Annotated in this window: 14 protein-coding genes; 5 read left to right on the plus strand and 9 right to left on the minus strand. The window is 73.4% G+C overall.

What is annotated here, in order from left to right; genetic code table 11:
• Nucleotides 1-10 precede the first annotated feature (10 nt).
• The 8 genes from SM577_RS12295 to SM577_RS12330 all read right to left on the minus strand — a co-directional run bounded on the left by SM577_RS12295 (nt 11) and on the right by SM577_RS12330 (nt 10,682).
• The gene (locus SM577_RS12295) at nt 11-1,495 is read right to left on the minus strand and encodes a sugar transferase (RefSeq protein ID WP_474581966.1); all 1,485 of its coding nucleotides are present in this window, start codon (nt 1,493-1,495) and stop codon (nt 11-13) included.
• A 220-nt stretch (nt 1,496-1,715) separates the two neighbouring features.
• The gene (locus tag SM577_RS12300; RefSeq protein WP_302919171.1) at nt 1,716-3,473 is read right to left on the minus strand and encodes a VWA domain-containing protein; all 1,758 of its coding nucleotides are present in this window, start codon (nt 3,471-3,473) and stop codon (nt 1,716-1,718) included.
• Between the two features lie 142 nt (nt 3,474-3,615).
• The gene (locus SM577_RS12305) at nt 3,616-4,653 is read right to left on the minus strand and encodes a lactonase family protein (protein WP_474586925.1); all 1,038 of its coding nucleotides are present in this window, start codon (nt 4,651-4,653) and stop codon (nt 3,616-3,618) included.
• A 169-nt stretch (nt 4,654-4,822) separates the two neighbouring features.
• Complete coding sequence (locus SM577_RS12310) at nt 4,823-5,419, minus strand: GTP-binding protein (RefSeq protein ID WP_302919173.1); 597 nt, start codon at nt 5,417-5,419, stop codon at nt 4,823-4,825.
• On the minus strand, nt 5,400-5,789 hold the full coding sequence (locus SM577_RS12315) for a DUF742 domain-containing protein (RefSeq protein WP_302919174.1): 390 nt from the start codon (nt 5,787-5,789) through the stop codon (nt 5,400-5,402). Before SM577_RS12315 ends, SM577_RS12310 begins: the two co-directional genes overlap by 20 nt.
• Nucleotides 5,779-6,204: a roadblock/LC7 domain-containing protein gene (locus SM577_RS12320; RefSeq protein WP_302919666.1), complete on the minus strand. Its 426-nt coding sequence runs from the start codon at nt 6,202-6,204 to the stop codon at nt 5,779-5,781. Before SM577_RS12320 ends, SM577_RS12315 begins: the two co-directional genes overlap by 11 nt.
• Nucleotides 6,201-8,972, minus strand: coding sequence for a sensor histidine kinase (locus SM577_RS12325; RefSeq protein ID WP_474586926.1), 2,772 nt, complete (start codon nt 8,970-8,972; stop codon nt 6,201-6,203). The genes SM577_RS12320 and SM577_RS12325 overlap by 4 nt, the downstream gene beginning before the upstream one ends.
• A gap of 219 nt (nt 8,973-9,191) precedes the next feature.
• Nucleotides 9,192-10,682 carry a catalase gene (locus SM577_RS12330; RefSeq protein ID WP_474586927.1) on the minus strand — a complete coding sequence of 497 codons (1,491 nt, stop codon included), beginning with the start codon at nt 10,680-10,682 and terminating at the stop codon, nt 9,192-9,194.
• A gap of 302 nt (nt 10,683-10,984) precedes the next feature.
• Here SM577_RS12330 and SM577_RS12335 point away from each other — a divergent pair, with 302 nt between their 5' ends.
• From SM577_RS12335 to SM577_RS12355, 5 genes are all read left to right on the plus strand, one after another.
• Nucleotides 10,985-11,578, plus strand: a complete 594-nt coding sequence (locus SM577_RS12335) for a hypothetical protein (protein WP_302919176.1) — start codon at nt 10,985-10,987, stop codon at nt 11,576-11,578.
• A 10-nt stretch (nt 11,579-11,588) separates the two neighbouring features.
• Nucleotides 11,589-12,521 carry a hypothetical protein gene (locus SM577_RS12340; protein WP_474586928.1) on the plus strand — a complete coding sequence of 311 codons (933 nt, stop codon included), beginning with the start codon at nt 11,589-11,591 and terminating at the stop codon, nt 12,519-12,521.
• Nucleotides 12,522-12,668: 147 nt separating this feature from the next.
• Nucleotides 12,669-14,327, plus strand: coding sequence for a sodium:solute symporter family protein (locus SM577_RS12345; RefSeq protein ID WP_302919178.1), 1,659 nt, complete (start codon nt 12,669-12,671; stop codon nt 14,325-14,327).
• 15 nt (nt 14,328-14,342) lie between these two features.
• Nucleotides 14,343-14,654 carry a hypothetical protein gene (locus tag SM577_RS12350; RefSeq protein ID WP_474586929.1) on the plus strand — a complete coding sequence of 104 codons (312 nt, stop codon included), beginning with the start codon at nt 14,343-14,345 and terminating at the stop codon, nt 14,652-14,654.
• A gap of 118 nt (nt 14,655-14,772) precedes the next feature.
• Nucleotides 14,773-15,153 (plus strand): hypothetical protein, encoded by a 381-nt coding sequence (locus tag SM577_RS12355; protein WP_088992237.1) that lies wholly within the window; start codon nt 14,773-14,775, stop codon nt 15,151-15,153.
• Between the two features lie 235 nt (nt 15,154-15,388).
• Here SM577_RS12355 and SM577_RS12360 read toward each other — a convergent pair whose 3' ends face one another.
• Nucleotides 15,389-17,152 (minus strand): glycoside hydrolase family 6 protein, encoded by a 1,764-nt coding sequence (locus tag SM577_RS12360; protein ID WP_474582822.1) that lies wholly within the window; start codon nt 17,150-17,152, stop codon nt 15,389-15,391.
• Between the last annotated feature and the right edge of the window lie 220 nt (nt 17,153-17,372).

The following is a 17,372-nucleotide window of genomic DNA, read 5'->3' on the forward strand; positions in this document are numbered from 1 at the left end:
CGCCGCCGGGTCAGTACGCCCCCCGGCTGCGCAGCACCGCGCCGAAGGTCTTCCACAGGATGGTCAGGTCGGCCGCGAGCGACCAGTTCTCCACGTAGTAGAGGTCGAGCCGGATGCCGTCCTCCCAGCTCAGGTCGGACCGGCCGCTGACCTGCCAGAGCCCGGTCATGCCCGGCTTCACCAGCAGCCGGCGGGCCACGTCGCCCTCGTAGCGGGCCACCTCGGCGGGCAGCGGCGGGCGGGGGCCGACCAGGCTCATCTGCCCGAGCAGGACGTTGACCAGCTGCGGCAACTCGTCCAGGGACCACTTGCGCAGCAGCCGGCCGATCCGGGTGACCCGGGGATCGTCGCGCATCTTGAACATCAGGCCGTCGGTCTCGTTGCGGGCGGCCAGCTCGGCTCGCAGGGCGTCCGCGTTCACCACCATGGTGCGGAACTTGAACACCCCGAACTCCCGGCCGCCCTGGCCGACCCGGATCTGCCGGAACAGCGCCGGCCCCCGGCTGTCCAGCCGGATGGCCAGCGCGATCAGCCCCAGCACCGGCAGCAGCAGCGCCACGGCCAGCGCGGCGGCGGACCGGTCGACGAGGCCCTTGACCAGCTTCCGGACCCCCCGGAACTCGGGCGCCTCGACGTGGATCAGCGGCAGCCCGGCCACCGGCCGGGTGTGGATGCGCGGGCCGGCCACGTCGGTCAGCGCCGGAGCGACCACCAGGTCGATCCCGGTGCCCTCCAACTGCCACCCCAGCCGGCGCAGCCGGGTCGCGGTCAGCTCGCCGGAGGCGGTGACGGCCACGGTGTCCGCGCCGATCGCGGTGGCCGCCTCGGGGATGCCCCGGAACGAGCCGACCACCGGCACGTCGCCCAGCCGCTGCGCCACCGGGGCCAGCAGCGCGTCCGGGATGCACGCGCCGACCACGTGGTAGCCGGCGTACGGCTCGCGGCGCAGCGTGTGCACCAGTTCCAGCACGTGCGCGGTGTCGCCGACCACCAGCACCTTGCGCGACCAGCCGGCGCCCCGGGAGCGGGCCCGGTGCAGCCGCTTGCGGGCGGCGAACCGGGCCACCTCGAGCCCGAGGGTGCCGACGGCGAAGGAGACGGCCAGGAAGCCCCGGGAGATGCCGACGTCGGCGACGTAGCCGGCGATGGCGACCCCGCCGGCCAGCCGCAGGCTCGCCGCGCCGACCCGGCGGTACTCGTCCGCCCCGTAGCCGAGCACCCGGTCGTCGTAGCAGCCGAGCGCCTTGAGCGAGACCAGCCAGGCGAGCACCACCCCGGGCGCCACCAGCACGTACGGGATCCGGGAGCCGGTCGGGACGTCCTCGCCGAACCGGGCGACGTAGCCGACCAGCACCGCGACGGTCAGGATGCTGGTGTCCAGCACCACCAGGACGCGGACGTAGGCCCGCTCGTCGGCGCGGGCCACCAGGCCGGACGGAGGGCCGTCCGGTCGCGCCGGCGTCCGTGCGGGGGTCATCAGCGTCGCCGAGGTCACCGAACCTCCCACATCGGTCGCCGGCGGCCCCCGGGCGGCGGCCGGCCCGGATCGCGGGTCCGGCGGTGCGGGAGCACGAACGACATCCTGCCCCGACAACTATGGTGGCCGATTGCTTCGGACGTATTGCCGTCACTTTTCCCGACCGGGCCGCGATCGGGAAAGGGCCCGCCGTACCGGATGCGGCGGTACGACGGGCCCTTTCAGGCTGTCCGAAGGCTCAGGCGGGCGCCTTGCGCAGCGCGATGGCCCGGAGGAAGATCTCGCCGATCTTGGTCGGGTCCTCGGTGACGAACGCGCCGCCGCCGGTGACCTTGGTGATCGACTCCAGCTCGGCCTTGCTGACCGCGTTGCCGATACCGATGATCACGACCTGGATCGGCCGCTCCGGGTCCTTGATCTTGTTGAGTTCGGAGAGCAGCTTCTGCTGGGAGATGCCGTTGGCGTCCTCGTTCTTGCCGTCGGTGAAGAGCACGATCGAGTTCACCCGACCCGCCTCCCAGCCGTCCTGGACGTTCTTGTAGGCGGCGAGCATGGTGTCGTAGAGGCCGGTGTCACCGCTGGAGGACCGGATGCCGCCGAGCGCCTGCTCCAGTTGCCCGCGCTTGCTGGACAGCCGGCCGATGGGCACCAGTTGCCGGTAGTCGCGGCTGCCCTCGAGGTTGGTGGAGAAGGTCCAGAGCCCGATCGACCAGGAGTCGTCGAAGAGGGTCAGACCCCGGCGCGCCGCCTCGACGGTGACCTGCTGCCGGGTGGCGTTGTTGGCGCTGGGCACCTCGGCCTTCATCGAACCGGAGACGTCGATGACGGCCAGCATCCGGCCGGACTGGGTGGCGATCGCCCAACTCGAGACCGCGCTGCCGATCGCGGCGGCGTCCAGCCCGCCGGCGGCGGTGCCGCCCGCGGTCGGGGGCGCCGGCGCGCCACCCGCCGGGCTGGGCGCACCCACCGGCGCCTCGAAGCCGTCGCCCCAGTTGCCGTCCGGGGCGCGCAGCGACTGCGCCGCCAGCCGGTTACGGAAGGTGGAGGTGGTGAGCACCTCGAAGAGCACCCGGGCCGCGGACGCCTTGGCCGGCTCGATGCCGGGCAGCACCGCGTACGGGTAGTCCAGCGGCATCGGCGCCGGCTCCAGGTAGAGCGCGGCCAGCGGGACCGGCGGCTTCTTGCTGTTGTACTCGATCACGTCCTCTTCGGAGAGGGGTGCGGCGCCGAGGCCGCTGGCGATCGTGGTGGGATCCGGCGAGGTCGGGAACCGGGCGAGCAGGTCCTGACGCAGTGCCGAGCGGCTGTTGGCCAGTGCGCGCAGCGCGCCGACGGTGTCCCGCTGCGCGTCCGCCCCGCCGGCGCTGGCGGCCGCGGCGGTCAGCGAGAGCAGCCCGGAGAGCCCGGCGGCGTCCTTGGTCGGCTCGACGATCCCGGTGTTCAGCGGCTTGTCGCTCTTCAGCTCACCGAGCAGCCTGTTCCAGGTCAGCTTCTGGTCCGGCCAGCCGAGCCGGGAGGCGATCGGCTCGGGCATCGCCACGACCACCGGGCTGCGCGCGATGGACGCCCCGTTGGCCGGGTCGAAGGCGGTCGCGCCGCCGTCCTTGAGTCGGGCCAGCCAGGTGGAGGAATCCGGGATCCAGACGTCGGGGCTGACCGCGGTGCCGCTGGCCTGGCCGACGCCGGCCAGCACGGCGCCGTGCTTGGCCGCCACCGTCGCGGCCACCTCGACCGGGTCGGAGGCCGACACCGTCACCGCGATGCAGGTGCCGCCGACCGCCGCCCCGTCCTTGACCCACTGGTCGGCCGCGCCGCTGACGGCGGGCGCCAGCTCGGTGGCCACCGCGACGGAGAGCTCGACCTTGCCCGAACAGTCCGGCCCGGAGAGCTGCTGATAGCCGAACCACCCTCCCGCGGAGACGACGAGCACGCCGACCGCTGCTGCGGCGGCGGCGCCGTTGAGATTCGAACGCATGCGATGGCGGCCTGCTGACACGCAGACCATCTTGCGTATCCGAAGGGGGGACTGCCATAACCGTTCGGACGAAAGTTACGGAGGAGATACAGTTGATCACCATTTGGTGGCACTGAGTGATTGCTCAGCCTCAAGGCGTTGCCGAACAAGGCTTTCCGCCCGGTCAGCCCAGGACACAGGTGGGGCTGGGCAGCGGCACCGGCTCGCCTACCGGGACCGGTACGCCGCTGCTCGGATCGACCCGGAACACCCGGACCATGTCGGCCCGCTCGTCGGCCACGTAGAGGTGCGCCCCGATCAGCGCGAAGTGCCGCGGCCACTCGCCACCGGTGTCCACCTCGGCGACCTGCTCCGGCAGCTCGCCGGCGAGGGCGAAGACGGAGACGGTGCCCACCCCGCGATTGGCCACGTACAGGAAGCGCCCGTCCGGCCCGACGGCGATCTCCGACGGCTGCACGTGCCCGGTCCGCTCGCTGGCCTCGACCCGACCCCGCTGGTGCAGCGCCCCCTCGGCGGTCAGCTCGTACGCGGTGACCGAGGCGTCCAGCTCGCCGGCCAGGTAGCAGCGCCGGCCGTCGGGGTGCCGGGCCAGGTGCCGGGGGCCGGCCCCGGGGTGGGTCCGCACCCGGGGCGCCCGGGGCACCAGCCGGCCGGTGGCGGCGTCCAGGTCGTACCGGTAGACCGAGTCGGTGCCCAGGTCGACCGCGAGCAGCGGCCCCCGCCCCGGGCCGGGCGAGACCATGTGGGCGTGCGCCCGCTCCTGGCGCTCCGGGTCGGGGCCGTGCCCCTCGTGCTGCACCAGGTCGGTGCGCTCGCCGGGCACCCCCTGCTGGTCGAGCGGGAGCACCGACACGCTGCCGTCGCCGTAGTTGGCCACGAACAGGTGCCGCCCGTCCGGGGCGACCGCCAGGTGGCAGGGCTCGACGCCGCCGCTGAGCCGGGAGCCGAGCGGGGTGAGCCCGCCGTCCGGCCCGACCCGCCAGGCGCTGACCTCACCGGTGGGGAGCTCGTTGACGGCGTAGAGCACCGGCAGCTCGGGGTGCCGGGCGAGGAACGACGGCGACGGGGTGACCGCGACCGTGCCCAGCGGGGTGAGCGCCCCGGAGTCCCGGTCCCGCCGGGCGGCCACGATGCCCGTGGCCCGGCCGCCGCTGTGCTCCGTGTAGCCGCCGACGTGGACGATCGCGTCCTGACCTGTCACCGGTTCCACCCTCCGCCCGCTCCTGCGTCGATCCAACCAGAGGGTTCCCGCAATGCCGGATCCTTAGCCACGATTCGCCGCCCCGATTCCGCCCGCTCGTCCGGTCTACGCCCACGCCGCCGGGTGCCGCGCCGGCCGCGCCGCCGGGTGCCGCTGGCCCGCCGCCGGGTCAGGCCGCCGGCACCGGCTCGCCGCGCTGCCGGGCCACGTGCTCGACCAGCTCGATCAGCACCAGCTTGCCGGACTGCCGGTCCCGGGCGTCGCAGAGCACCAGCGGCACCTCCGGGTCCAGGTCGAGGGCCTGGCGTACGGTCTCCAGGCTGAACCGGCGGGCGCCGTCGAAGCAGTTCACCCCGACCACGAACGGGATGCCGCGCTGCTCGAAGTAGTCGATCGACGGGAAGCAGTCGGCCAGTCGCCGGGTGTCGGCGAGCACCACCGCGCCGAGCGCGCCGAAGGCCAGCTCGTCCCAGAGGAACCAGAAGCGGTCCTGGCCGGGGGTGCCGAAGAGGTAGACCTGGAGATCCTCGTTGATGGTGATCCGGCCGAAGTCCATCGCCACCGTGGTGGTCGACTTGGTCTCCACCCCGGAGAGGTCGTCGGTACCGACGCCGGCCCCGGTCAGCACCTCCTCGGTCTGCAGCGGCCGGACCTCGCTCAGCGCGCTGACCAGCGTCGTCTTGCCGGCCCCGAAGCCCCCGGCGATGAGGATCTTCAGTGCGAGCGGGATCCGGGCCCGCTCACCGTCATAACGCACGGAGTCCACTGACCACCGCCTTGAGGATGTCGTTGTCGGGCAGGTACGCGGTGCGCGGCGGCTGGTGCACGGCGACCACGCCCCGGGCCAACAGGTCACCGAGCAGCACCCGGACCACGCCGACCGCGAGGTCGAGGTCGGCCGCCAGCTCCGCCACCGGGACCGGCCGGCCGGCCAGCTCGACCAGTCGGCGGTGCTCCGGTTGCAGCTCCGGGTGGGCGGCCAGGTCGGCGCCCGGCTCGGCCAGGACGAACGCGACCAGGTCGAAGCCGCCGACGGCCGAGCGGACCCGCCCGCCGGTGAGCGTGTACGGCCGCACGACGGGGCCGGCGTCGCCGTCCAGCCACTCGTGCTGCGGCCCGGGCGACTCAGTCCGCATCGGCCGCTCCCGCCGCCGACCGGGCCGGGGCTGTCAGGTACTCGCCCACCCGGGTCACCAGCATCGCCATCTCGTACGCCACCAGGCCGATGTCGGCGTCCGCCTCGCTGACCACTGCCAGGCAGGCGCCCTGCCCGGCCGCCGTGACCAGCAGGTACGCCGACTCCATCTCCACCACGGTCTGCCGCACCGGCCCGCCTGCGACGTGCCGGCTCGCCCCGCGAGCCAGGCTGGACAGGCCGGAGGCGAGCGCGCACAGGTGCTCCGCGTCCGCCCGGTCCAACCCGGTGGAGGCGCCGAGCAGGAGCCCGTCCGCCGACAGCACCACCGCCTCGCGGGCGGATGGCACCCGGTCCACCAACTCGTCGAGCAACCAGTCGAGATCGGCAGTCTGCCTCGTCGGCTGCAGCATCAGGCGTCCCTCTCAGTCGCGGTCAGGGATTCGGTGGCCGCCGGCAGGACGACCGTGGCGTCGTCGTCCACCGGCCGCCCGCCCGCGGCTCCGGCGCCGTCGGTCGGGTCCGCGGTGCCCGGGGCGACCGCCGACGGGTCGCCGCCGGCGGGTTGGACGGGAGCACCCGCTGGCGCGGAGCCGTTGGCGGCGCCAGCGGTGCCCGGAGCGACCACCGGCGCGTCAGCGCCGCCCCGCCCACCGGGAGCGACGGCCGGTCCGGCCGGAGCGCCGGCCGCGTCGGCGGGAACGGCCGGTTCGGCCGAACCGGCGGGTCCGGCGGGTCCGGCGGCCGGTGCGGGGGCGGTCTGATCCGCGTCGCGGCTCGCCGCGGTGCCCTCGGCCGCCCGGCGGCCCCGAGCGGTGCCGGCCTGCAACGCCGACATGAACCGGCGCGCCTCCTCCGGGGTCCGCGACCGCGGCACCTCGGCCACCGGTTGCGGCAGGGTCGGACCGTCCCCGGCCGGCTGCCGCACGGGCCGGGCGTCCACCGCGGGCCGGCCCCCGGGCGCCGCCGGGCTCACCGCCTCCGCCGCCCGGGCGCTCGCCGCCGACTCCGTCGCCGGGCGGGCGGCGTCCCCGGCCCGCGGGCGGGCGGCCGGCCGCCGGCGCACCCGCCGGGGCAGCCCGTCGATCTCGCCGGCCGGCGCGGCGGGCGCCGGGCCGCCACCGGGGCGGGACGGCTCGGCCGCCCCGTCGGGCACCGTCGGGGCGGGCCGCGGCCGGGTCGTCCGGGCGGTCCGGGGCCGGGGCAGGCCGGCCAGCCGGTCGGCCCGGTCCAGCTGGCGCCGCCCGGGCGTCGCACCGACCCGCGCCGGCTCGGCGTCGACCGGGCCGGGCAGCGGGGACGGCTCGGCGGTGACCAGGTCGGCCGGCAGCAGCACCACGGCGGTCAGCCCGGTGGGGTCGGCCGGGCGCAACCGCACCCGGACCCCGTGCCGGGCGGCGAGCCGGGCCACCACGAACAGGCCGAGGCGGGCGGTCTCGCTGGGATCGAACTCGGGCGAACGGGCCAGCCGCCGGTTCGCGTCCTCGATCGCCGCGGCCGACATGCCCAGCCCCCGGTCGGTGATCTCGATGGCGTAGCCCTTGGCCACCCGCTCCCCGGCGACCTCCACCCGGCTGTCCGGCGGGGAGAAGGCGGTGGCGTTCTCGATCAGCTCGGCGAGCAGGTGGATCACGTCACCCACCGCCCGCCCGAGGGTGCCGGCGGGCTGCACGGTGGTGATGTCGACCCGGTCGTAGGACTCGACCTCGGAGATCGCGCCGCGGATCAGGTCGACCATGGCGACCGGGTTGCGCCAACCCCGGCCCGGCGCCGCGCCGGCCAGGATGACCAGGTCCTCGGCGTGCCGGCGCAGCCGGGTGGCGAGATGGTCGACCCGGAACAGCTCGGCCAGCTCGTCCGGGTCCTCGGTGTGCCGCTCCATCCGGTCGAGCAGGGCGAGCTGCCGGTGCACCAGCCCCTGGCTGCGTCGGGCGATGTTCAGGAAGACCTCGTTCAGCCCGCGGCGCAGGGTCACCTCGTCGACCGCGGCCCGCACCGCCGTCCGCTGCACCTCGTTGAAGGCCCGCCCGACCTGGCCGATCTCGTCCGCGCCGTACTCCAGCGGGGGCGCCTCCCGGGCCACGTCGACCTGCTCGCCCCGGCGCAGCCGGGCCACCACGTCCGGCAGCCGGCGCTCGGCCATCTCCAGCGCGGCAGTGCGTACGCCGGTCAGCCGTTGCGCGAGGGAACGGCCGACCCGCAGCGCCACCACCACCGCGACCACGACGGCGGTCAGGCCCAGCAGGCCGGCGGCGGCGAGCCGGACCAGGACCCGCACCGCCAGCGGCACCGACCGTTCGGCCAGGCCGTCGGCCTGGGCCAGCTCGAAGTCCCGCAGCGCCTGCTGGACGGCCTCGTAGTTGGCCTGCCACGCCGGCCCGTCGACCGGTGGGCGGGCGGACCGGTCGGCCGCCAGCAGCGTGTCCTGCAGGGCCCGCAGCCGGCCGAACGCCGGCCGCTCGGTGAGCCGCTGGTAGCCGGCGCGGTCGGCGTCGGGCAGGTCCGCCACCGCGGTCTCGGCCAGGAACCGCTGGTTGCCGATGGTCTGCACCAGCTGGGCGTGCTCCCCCTCGGCGAACCGCCCGGCGGCCAGCGCCCCGGCCAGCAGCGCGTCGGTCTGGCCGAGCAGCTCACGGGAGCGACCGAGCGCGGTGACGGCCAGCGCCTGCCGGTTGAGCTCCTGGTCGGGCAGGGTCGCCATGGCGGCGAAGGTCTGGAAGGCCGACGAGATCATCCCGCTGTAGAGGTTGAGCGCGCCGACCCGGTCCACCTCCCGCCGGTCGATGAACCCGCGGCCGGCCGGCAGCCCCTCCAGAGCGGTGACCAGCTGGTCCAGCCGGGCGTCGAGATGGTCGTCGGTGGCGTCGCGGAGGTCTTCGCCGCCGGTCCGGCGGCGCAGCTCGGTCAATGCCCGGTCGGTACGCGCCCGCTGCTCGGCCAGCGCCGGCAGCGACTCGGACCCGGCGAGCTGGATCACCGAGAGGCGGCGTTCCCGCTGCAACTCGGCCACCACCGCCTCGCCGGGGCGACCCAGGTCGTAGAGGAGGGTGCGGGCGGAGAGCAGGTCGAGGGCGGGGCCGAAGGTGAGCGTGGTGGCGAAGATCCAGAGCGCCAGCAGCGCGGTGACCGGGACGACGACCAGCGCGGTCAGCTTGGACCGGATCGGCCAGTCGCGGGTGTTCAATCAGACCTCGCCCGGAAGGATGGCGGCAGGGGCAACCGACGCCGACCGGGTGGCTTCCGGCCGGCCGGGGCCCGGCCGCGGCGCCGGCAGGGCGCCCTCGGCAGGATACGTAATCCGCGCCCGAAGCACTACCGTCCGTCGCGCCCTCCACCGTGGACCCGGACGGACGACGAGCGCCCCGCCGGTCGGCCGGCGGGGCGCTCGGGAAGCGGACGGGGATCAGACGTTGGCGGCGAGGCCGAGCCCCTCGGCGACCCGGCGACCGTAGTCCTCGTCGCACTGGCTGAAGTGCCAGACCATCTTCTCCTGGATGTGCTTGTCGCACTGGGCCAGGTTGGTGACCAGGTTGTGGATCAGGTCGTCCCGCTCCCAGTCGGCCATCTCGCGGTAGCGGCGACCGGCCTGCGTGTAGTTGTTCTGCCGCTCGATCGGGGCCTTCATGATCTGGCCGGAGACGAACGGTCGGTACTCGCGGTAGGACTCGTCGGCCTCCTGGAGCCCGGCGACCGAGGACGGCTCGAAGTTGACGTGCGGGTTGGCGCCGCGGTTGTCCACCCCGTACGACATCGCGCCGCCGGTCTGGTTGGTGCTGACCACCACGTCCTCGCGCGGCCGGTTGATCGGCAGCTGGAGGTAGTTCGGGCCGACCCGGTAGCGCTGGGTGTCCGAGTAGGAGAAGGTCCGCCCGACCAGCATCTTGTCGTCGGAGAAGTCGATCCCGTCGACCAGCACGCCGGTGCCGAAGGCGATCTGCTCGTTCTCGTTGTGGTGGTCGGTGATGTTGCGGTTGAGCGTCATCATGCCGACCGGCAGGTAGGGGAAGTCCTCCTCGGGCCAGATCTTGGTGTCGTCGAGCGGGTCGAAGTCCAGCTCCGGGTGCTCGTCGTCGCTCATGATCTGCACGTTGAGCTCCCACCGCGGGTACTCGCCGCGCTCGATCGCCTCGTACAGGTCCTTGGACGCGTGGCCCAGGTCGGTGGCCTGGATCGCGTCCGCCTCGGCCTGGGTCAGGTTGTGCTCGCCCTGCTGGGACAGCCAGTGGAACTTGACCAGCACGCCCTCGCCCTCGGCGTTGACGAAGCGGTAGGTGTTCACCCCGGAGCCGCGCATCGTCCGGTAGTTCCGCGGGATGCCGTACGGGGAGAAGAGCCAGGTCAGCATGTGCATCGACTCGGGCGTGTTGGACATGAAGTCGAAGATCCGGTTCGGCTCCTGCCGGAAGGTCACCGGGTCCGGCTTCAGCGCGTGGATCACGTCCGGGAACTTGATCGCGTCGCGGATGAAGAAGATCTGGAGGTTGTTGCCCACCATGTCCCAGTTGCCGTCCTCGGTGCGGAACTTCACCGCGAAGCCGCGCGGGTCGCGAGCCGCCTCGGAGGAGTCCCGGCCGCCGATGACGGTGGAGAACCGGATGGTGACGGGGGTCTTCTTGCCCTTGGTCTGGAACAGCTTGGCCCGGGTGTACGTCGACGCCGGCTGGTCACCGATGGTCCCGTACGCCTCGAACTCGCCGTGTGCGACGAAGCCGCGGGCGTGCACCACCCGCTCCGGGATCCGCTCCCGGTCGAAGTGGCTGATCTTCTCCAGGAAGTGGTAGTTCTCCAGCGTCGCCGGGCCGCGGGAACCGACCGTCCGCTGCTGCTGGTTGTTGTGCACCGGGTGGCCCTGACGGGTGGTGAGGATCGGCTTGCTGGCCTGCGGGTCGCTCATCGCTCTCCTCCTGATCGGTGTTGCGGCGTGCCCCCCGGACGCGTCGGCGGCGGTCGGGGCGGGACTGCTGGCAGTCGGGGGGCGGCGGGGCGCTCGGGGTCGGATCCGACCGACCGCACCCAGCCAATCGCGTTTTCTGGAATGAGTCAAGTTTTGGCCGGCCATCACTCTGTGTGACTCGTCATGTCCGCGCGCCGGCGTGCCGACCCGCCGGGATCCCGCCGGATCGGTCAGGAAAGTGCCGCGCAACGGGATTGGCGATCAGTGAGCCGAGGGAATACCACCGGGCGAAGGAGGAGGCCATGTCGCCCACGCAGGTAATCGTCACAGTCCTCGTCATCCTGGTGATCGCGGCGCTGGTCGCGGTCGCCCTGGTGGCCGGCCGGCGCCGGGCGCTGCGGCGCCGCTTCGGGCCGGAGTACGACCGGGTGGTCGCCGAACGGGACAGCCGCACCGCCGCCGAGCGGGAGCTGCGGGACCGGGAGCGCCGGCACGCCGAACTCACCCTGACCCCGCTCTCCGCCGAGTCCCGGGCCCGGTACGCGGCCGCCTGGGAGGAACTCCAGGTCCGTTTCGTCGACTCGCCGGGCGAGACGGTGGGCGACGCGGACGAACTTCTCACCCGGCTCATCGCCGAACGCGGCTACCCCACCGGTGACTTCTCCGACCAGATCGCCCACCTCTCCGTCGAGCACGCCCGGACGCTCACCCGGTACCGGGACGCACACGAGATTCACCTGCGCAACTCCCGCGGGGAGGCCAGCACCGAGGAGCTGCGCCAGGCCGTGGTGCACTACCGGGCCCTCTTCGCCGAACTGCTCGGCGAGGAGCCGGTCACGCCCCGCCCGCCCGAGCAGCGCCACCCGGACACCCCGCACGACGTCACGAACCGCTGAGGAGACCACCATGCGCCAGGAAGAGCAGCGGGCGAGCAACGAGCACCCCGAGGCCGTCCGGTCCACCCCGGTGCCGGTTCCGCCGGCCGAGGACCGGGCCGACCGGGCCGACGTACCGGAGGACGTGATCTCCGACCGCGGCACCTTCGACGACCCGACGGTCGCCGGCGAGCGCCGTACCGCCGACCGGCCGGACGGCGCCGACGCGGCCGACGACCGGACCGAGTTCCACGAGCCGGGTCCGGTACCCACCGCGTTCGGCGCCACCAGCGTGGGTGGCGCGGTCGCCGCGTCCGCCCTGGCCAGCCCGCGCCCCGAGGACGAGCCGGACCCGCGGACGGAGTGGACCGCGCGGCCCGGCGACGGTGCCGCCGACGGCCCGCGCGAGGGGCGGCGGGCCGACCCGACGGCCGAGCTGCACGGGCCGCGCGGCACCGCGGAACAGCGGCCCGGCGGCGACCCCGAGGAACCCTCCGGCGCCCCGGTCGGGCGGCCGGACACGGCCGGGGGCGACCCGGACCGGCGGGCGGACCTGATCGACCGGGGCGGCGACCCGGACGCGACCGGGGCGGCCGGCTACGGCAGCGCCACGCCGGTCATGGTCGACCCGGACACCGCCAGCCCGGAGGCGGGGGCCGCGGTCGGCGGGCAACCCGCCACCACGGTGCCCGCCGAGCCGGCCACCCTCTTCGAGGCGGACGTCGCGCAGCGGTTCCGGGACCGCTGGCGCGACGTCCAGCTGCGCTTCGTGGACGATCCCAGGGCGGCCGCCGGCGAGGCGCAGGCCCTGGTGGACGAGGCCATCCAGGCCCTCGCGTCGGCGCTGTCGGCGCAGAAGAGCCGGCTCGGCGCGTGGCAGGACGCCGGCTCGGCGGACACCGAGCAGCTGCGGATGGCGGTCCGCCAGTACCGCGACTTCCTGGACCGGGTCCTCGGCCGCTGACCGACCCCACGGGCGCCCCCGGCCGGACCGGCCGGGGGCGCCCCGCGTGCCGGCCCCATCGGGAGGGCCAGGCGTGAAACTTCGCACCTGGGGTAAATGGGGGCGCGCGTGCGACCGGCGCGCAACGGCGGACGAAGGGTGACGGGGATGGACGGCGGCGGCCTCCGGCTGAACATGAACGTCCTGGACTACGGCATCCTGGCGCTCTACTTCGTCACCGTGCTCGGGGTCGGCTTCGCGGCCCGACGGGCGATCCGGACCAGTGTCGACTTCTTCCTCTCCGGTCGCTCCCTGCCCGCCTGGGTGACCGGCCTCGCCTTCGTCTCGGCCAACCTCGGGGCGTTGGAGATCATCGGAATGGCCGCCAACGGCGCCCAGTACGGCGCGATGACGCTGCACTACTACTGGATCGGCGCCGTCCCGGCGATGGTCTTCCTCGGCATCGTGATGATGCCCTTCTACTACGGCTCCAAGGTCCGCAGCGTCCCCGAGTACCTGCGGCTGCGCTTCAACCGCCCGACCCACCTGCTGAACGCGCTCAGCTTCGCGGTGGCCCAGGTGCTGATCGCGGGGGTGAACCTCTACGCGCTGGCGCTGATCATGCAGGCGCTGCTCGGCTGGCCGCTCTGGGTGGCCATCGTGGTCGGCGCGCTGATCGTGCTGGCGTACATCACCGTGGGCGGGCTCTCCGGGGCGATCTACAACGAGGTGCTCCAGTTCTTCGTGATCGTCGCCGGCCTGCTGCCGATCACCATCCTCGGCCTGGTGAAGGTGGGCGGGGTCGCCGGGCTGATGGACGCGGTGCGCGACTCCAAGCTCGGCGAGGCCGGCCTGCACACCTGGCAGGACACCGGCACCACCGCCAACCCGCTGGGCGCGCACTGGATCGGCATCGTCTTCGGCCTCGGCTTCGTGCTCTCCTTCGGCTACTGGACGACGAACTTCGCCGAGGTGCAGCGCGCCCTGTCGGCCAAGAACATGAGCGCCGCCCGGCGCACGCCGATCATCGCCGCGTACCCGAAGCTGCTCATCCCGGTGGTCACCGTGATCCCCGGCCTGGTCGCCCTGGTCACCGTGCAGGGGCTGGGCGCGGAGAGCGGCGACCTGGTCTACAACAACGCCATCCCGCTGCTGATGCGCGACCTGCTCCCCAACGGCGTGCTCGGCGTCGCGGTGACCGGCCTGGTCGCCTCGTTCATGGCCGGCATGGCGGCCAACGTCAGCGGCTTCAACACCGTCTTCACCTACGACATCTGGCAGTCGTACATCCGCCGGGACCGGCCCGACGAGTACTACATCCGGATCGGCCGCTGGGCCACCGTCGCCGGCGTGCTGATCGGCATCGGCACCGCCTTCATCGCGGCCGGGTTCAGCAACATCATGAACTACATCCAGGCGCTCTTCTCGCTGTTCAACGCGCCGCTGTTCGCCACCTTCATCATCGGCATGTTCTGGAAGCGGATGACCGCCGCGGCCGGCTTCCTCTCCCTGCTCCTGGGCACCCTGGCCGCCCTGGCCACCTACCTGCTCTACAAGGGCGGGGTGGTGCACTTCAACTCCGACCTGGAGGAGAGCTTCTGGGGCGCCGGCATCGCGTTCGTGACGGTGGCGGTGGTCGCCGCGATCGTCACCCCGTTCACCAGGCCGCGGCGGGACGAGGAGCTGCGCGGCCTGGTGTACGGCACGGGCGGGATCGACCTGAAGGGCGACGTGCTCACCGGGGACGCTGTCTGGTGGCGCTCCCCCGTCGTGCTCGGCGTGATCGTGCTGACCCTCTCGCTCCTCCTCTACGTGCCGTTCTTCTAGGAAGGGTGCTCGGCCATGGCCATGGACAACCTCGACCCGCACGGGCACGACCACATGGTGGCGGCCACCGAAGAGGCCCGGCGCCGGTCCGCCGCCGCCCGGCTGTTCGACATCCGCCGGGTGATCGGTGGGCTGTTCACGGCGTACGGGGCGATCGTCACGCTGGTCGGGATCTTCGACGGCGCCGCCGCGGTGGAGAAGGCCGAGGGCGTACGGATCAACCTCTGGGCCGGCCTCGGCATGCTGGTGTTCGGCGTGCTGATGCTGCTCTGGCAGTGGCGCAACCCGGCCGAGCCCCCCGAGTCCCAGGAGCAGGAGCCGTCCTGACGAACCGGACGTACCGCCCGGCACGAGCCGGGCGGCCGCGACCCGGCGGGCATGCCCTCCGCCTCCCGGGGTAGGCCAGGGGGATCAGGGAACGCGCCTGGGACAGGAGGGCAGCGACATGACGGACCGTGACCGTGACCGCCCGCTGGAGGAGAGCCCGGAAGTGGCCGCGGCGGTGGAGGACGACACCGGCGTCCCGCAGCTGATGACCGGGGGCGGCGCCGACCGGGACAATCCGACCTTCGTGGGGCCCGGTGACCGCGGCGAGCGGAGCGCCGGCGAGAACCTGATCGGTGACCCGTACGCGGCCGGCACCGGCGCGACCGGGACCGGCACTGGCGCCGCCCCGGACAACATCCGCACCGGTGGTGAGCAGCCGTGGGACCCGGAGGACCTGGTGATGGCCCGGGGCCAGGACATGACCCCGGAGAACCTCGAACGGGCCCGCCGCGACCTCGCCGAACTGGGCCGGGCCGCGATCGAGAAGACAGTGCCCTGACCCCACACCCCGCACTCCCCCGGGCCCGCGCCCTCGGGGACGCGGGCTCCGGCACGGACAGGGAAAGAGTGGCCTCCGGGCGTCGGGAGGCCACTCTTTCCGGGAGAGTGCGGGGATGTCGAGCGGGTGGGAGCGCGCGAGGGGGCCCCCGGCCGACCGGTGGCGGTCGGCCGGGGGCCCGGGGAACCTGCCGCTGGAGCACCTCACCTACTGCCAGCGGCCGGTGGGCGTCGGCTCAGGAGAGCGGCGGGTAGGCGTTCTGCATGAGCTGCGCGAACTGTGCGGGGAACCAGGCGCCGGAGATCGGGGCGTCCGGCAGGGCCCCGGTGGGGTTGTTGCCGTTGCGCGCGTTGCCGGTGTACGTCGGGTCGCACATCCGGTCGAAGCCCTTGCCCTCGTTGTTCGGGATCTCCCGGCTGGAGCCGTCCGACTCACCCGGCGGCTTGACCCAGACGTACGCGTCGATGCCCGGCTCCGGCGCGGCCTTCGGGCGCTCGCCCAGACCGGCCCCGGACTGGTTGCACCAGTTGCCGGCGTGGATCCGCCGGTCCACCCGGCCACCGTTGACGTAGTCGTTGACGTTGGTCATCGGACCCGGGCCGGTGGGCCGGGCGGAGCCGCCCCAGCCGTTGCGGGAGGTGTCGATCAGCATGCCGATGTTGCTGTCGAAGCCGACCTGGACCAGCTTGTTCCGGAACGCCTGGGCGAAGGACAGTTCGTCGACGTACTGGTTCCAGTCGATCCAGGTGGACTGCCGCACGGTCTGGCCGTTCACCGTGTCGGTCACCTTGACGTACGGCTCGCGCAGGGCCGAGTAGTTGGCCGTGTTCACGATGAAGCCGTGCACGTTCGCCACCGTGCTGCCGGAGGCGACAGCGGCGCTCTTCAGCATGTCGGCGGTCGGGCCGAAGTTGCTGTCCCAGCCGATCCAGCCGTGGTGCGCGGCGTCGATGTAGTTGTAGACGTTGCCGATCGCGCCGAGCTTGGCCAGCGCGTAGCCGACGCCGTTGACGTACGCGCCGTTGGCCTTCACGGTGTCGCACATCGTGGTGCCGCCGGGCTGGCCGGAGGTGTTGGTCACCAGGTTCGGCAGTGAGTCGATCTCGATGATGTTGATGATCCGCAGGTTGGCGTACTTCGGGTCGCCCTGGATCGCGGCGATCGGGTCGATGTACTCGGCCTTGTACTTCGGCAGCTCGTCCGGGCCGAGCTCACCGTTGGAGGCGAGCGCCGCGCAGTCCCGACCGGGCAGGTTGTAGATGACGAACTGGATGTAGTTGGCGCCCTGGCGCAGCGCCTCGTCCAGGTGGTCCCGTACTCCCATGGCGCCGTTGGAGCTGCTGTCCGGCGTGCCGTTGATGGCGGCGATCCGGTCCAGCCAGACCGCTGTGGGGTTGTTGGAGACCCGGTTGCCGCCGGCGACCGACTCGGCCTTGGCCTTCCACTCCGGGTTCACGTAGCCCCGGGCGTTCAGGTACGGGTTGTCCACCCGGTTGCCGGGCGGCGGGGTCGTGGGGGGCGGGGTGGTCGGCGGCGGCGTGGTGGTGGGCGGCGGGGTGGTCGGGTTCGTGCCGCCGTTGCAGGTCACCCCGTTCAGGGTGAACGAGGTCGGCTTCGGGTTGCTGCCGCTCCAGGCCCCGTTGAAGCCGATGCTGATGGTGGCCCCGCTGGCCAGCGAGCCGTTGTACGACTCGTTCTGCGCGGTGACGTTCTGGCCGGACTGCGCCCACCGGGCCGACCAGCCCTGCTGCACGCGCTGGCCGCCGTCCGGGAACGTGAAGCCGAGCGTCCACCCGTTGAGCGCGTCGCCGATGTTCCTGATGTTGACGGTGGCGGTGAAGCCGCCTGGCCAGTCGTTGGTCGTGTACGTCACCGCACACTGGGTCGCGGCGTGGGCGACGGTGACCGGAAGGGTCACCAGCCCGCCCGCGACCAGGGTGCCCGCGCCGGCGAGCGCGAGGGCCCGGCGTGGGCCGGACATCCTTCTCCACACGTTCATGCCACTGATCTCCTTGGGCGAGACCGGACCCGCGAACGGCCCGGCACGGTGGCCCGATGGGCGTCCTGCGCGGACGACCGCCGGCGCCAACGGGATTCCTTCGGGGGGCGCCCGACCCGGACGGGCGGTGGTGGTGGTGCGATGACCGGCGACCGCCGGCCCGGGCGGGACGTCGTCCGGCGGACCGGTGCCCTCGACTCCTGCCTGCTGCGCGGTGTGG

The organism is Micromonospora desertarenae (assembly GCF_056150265.1).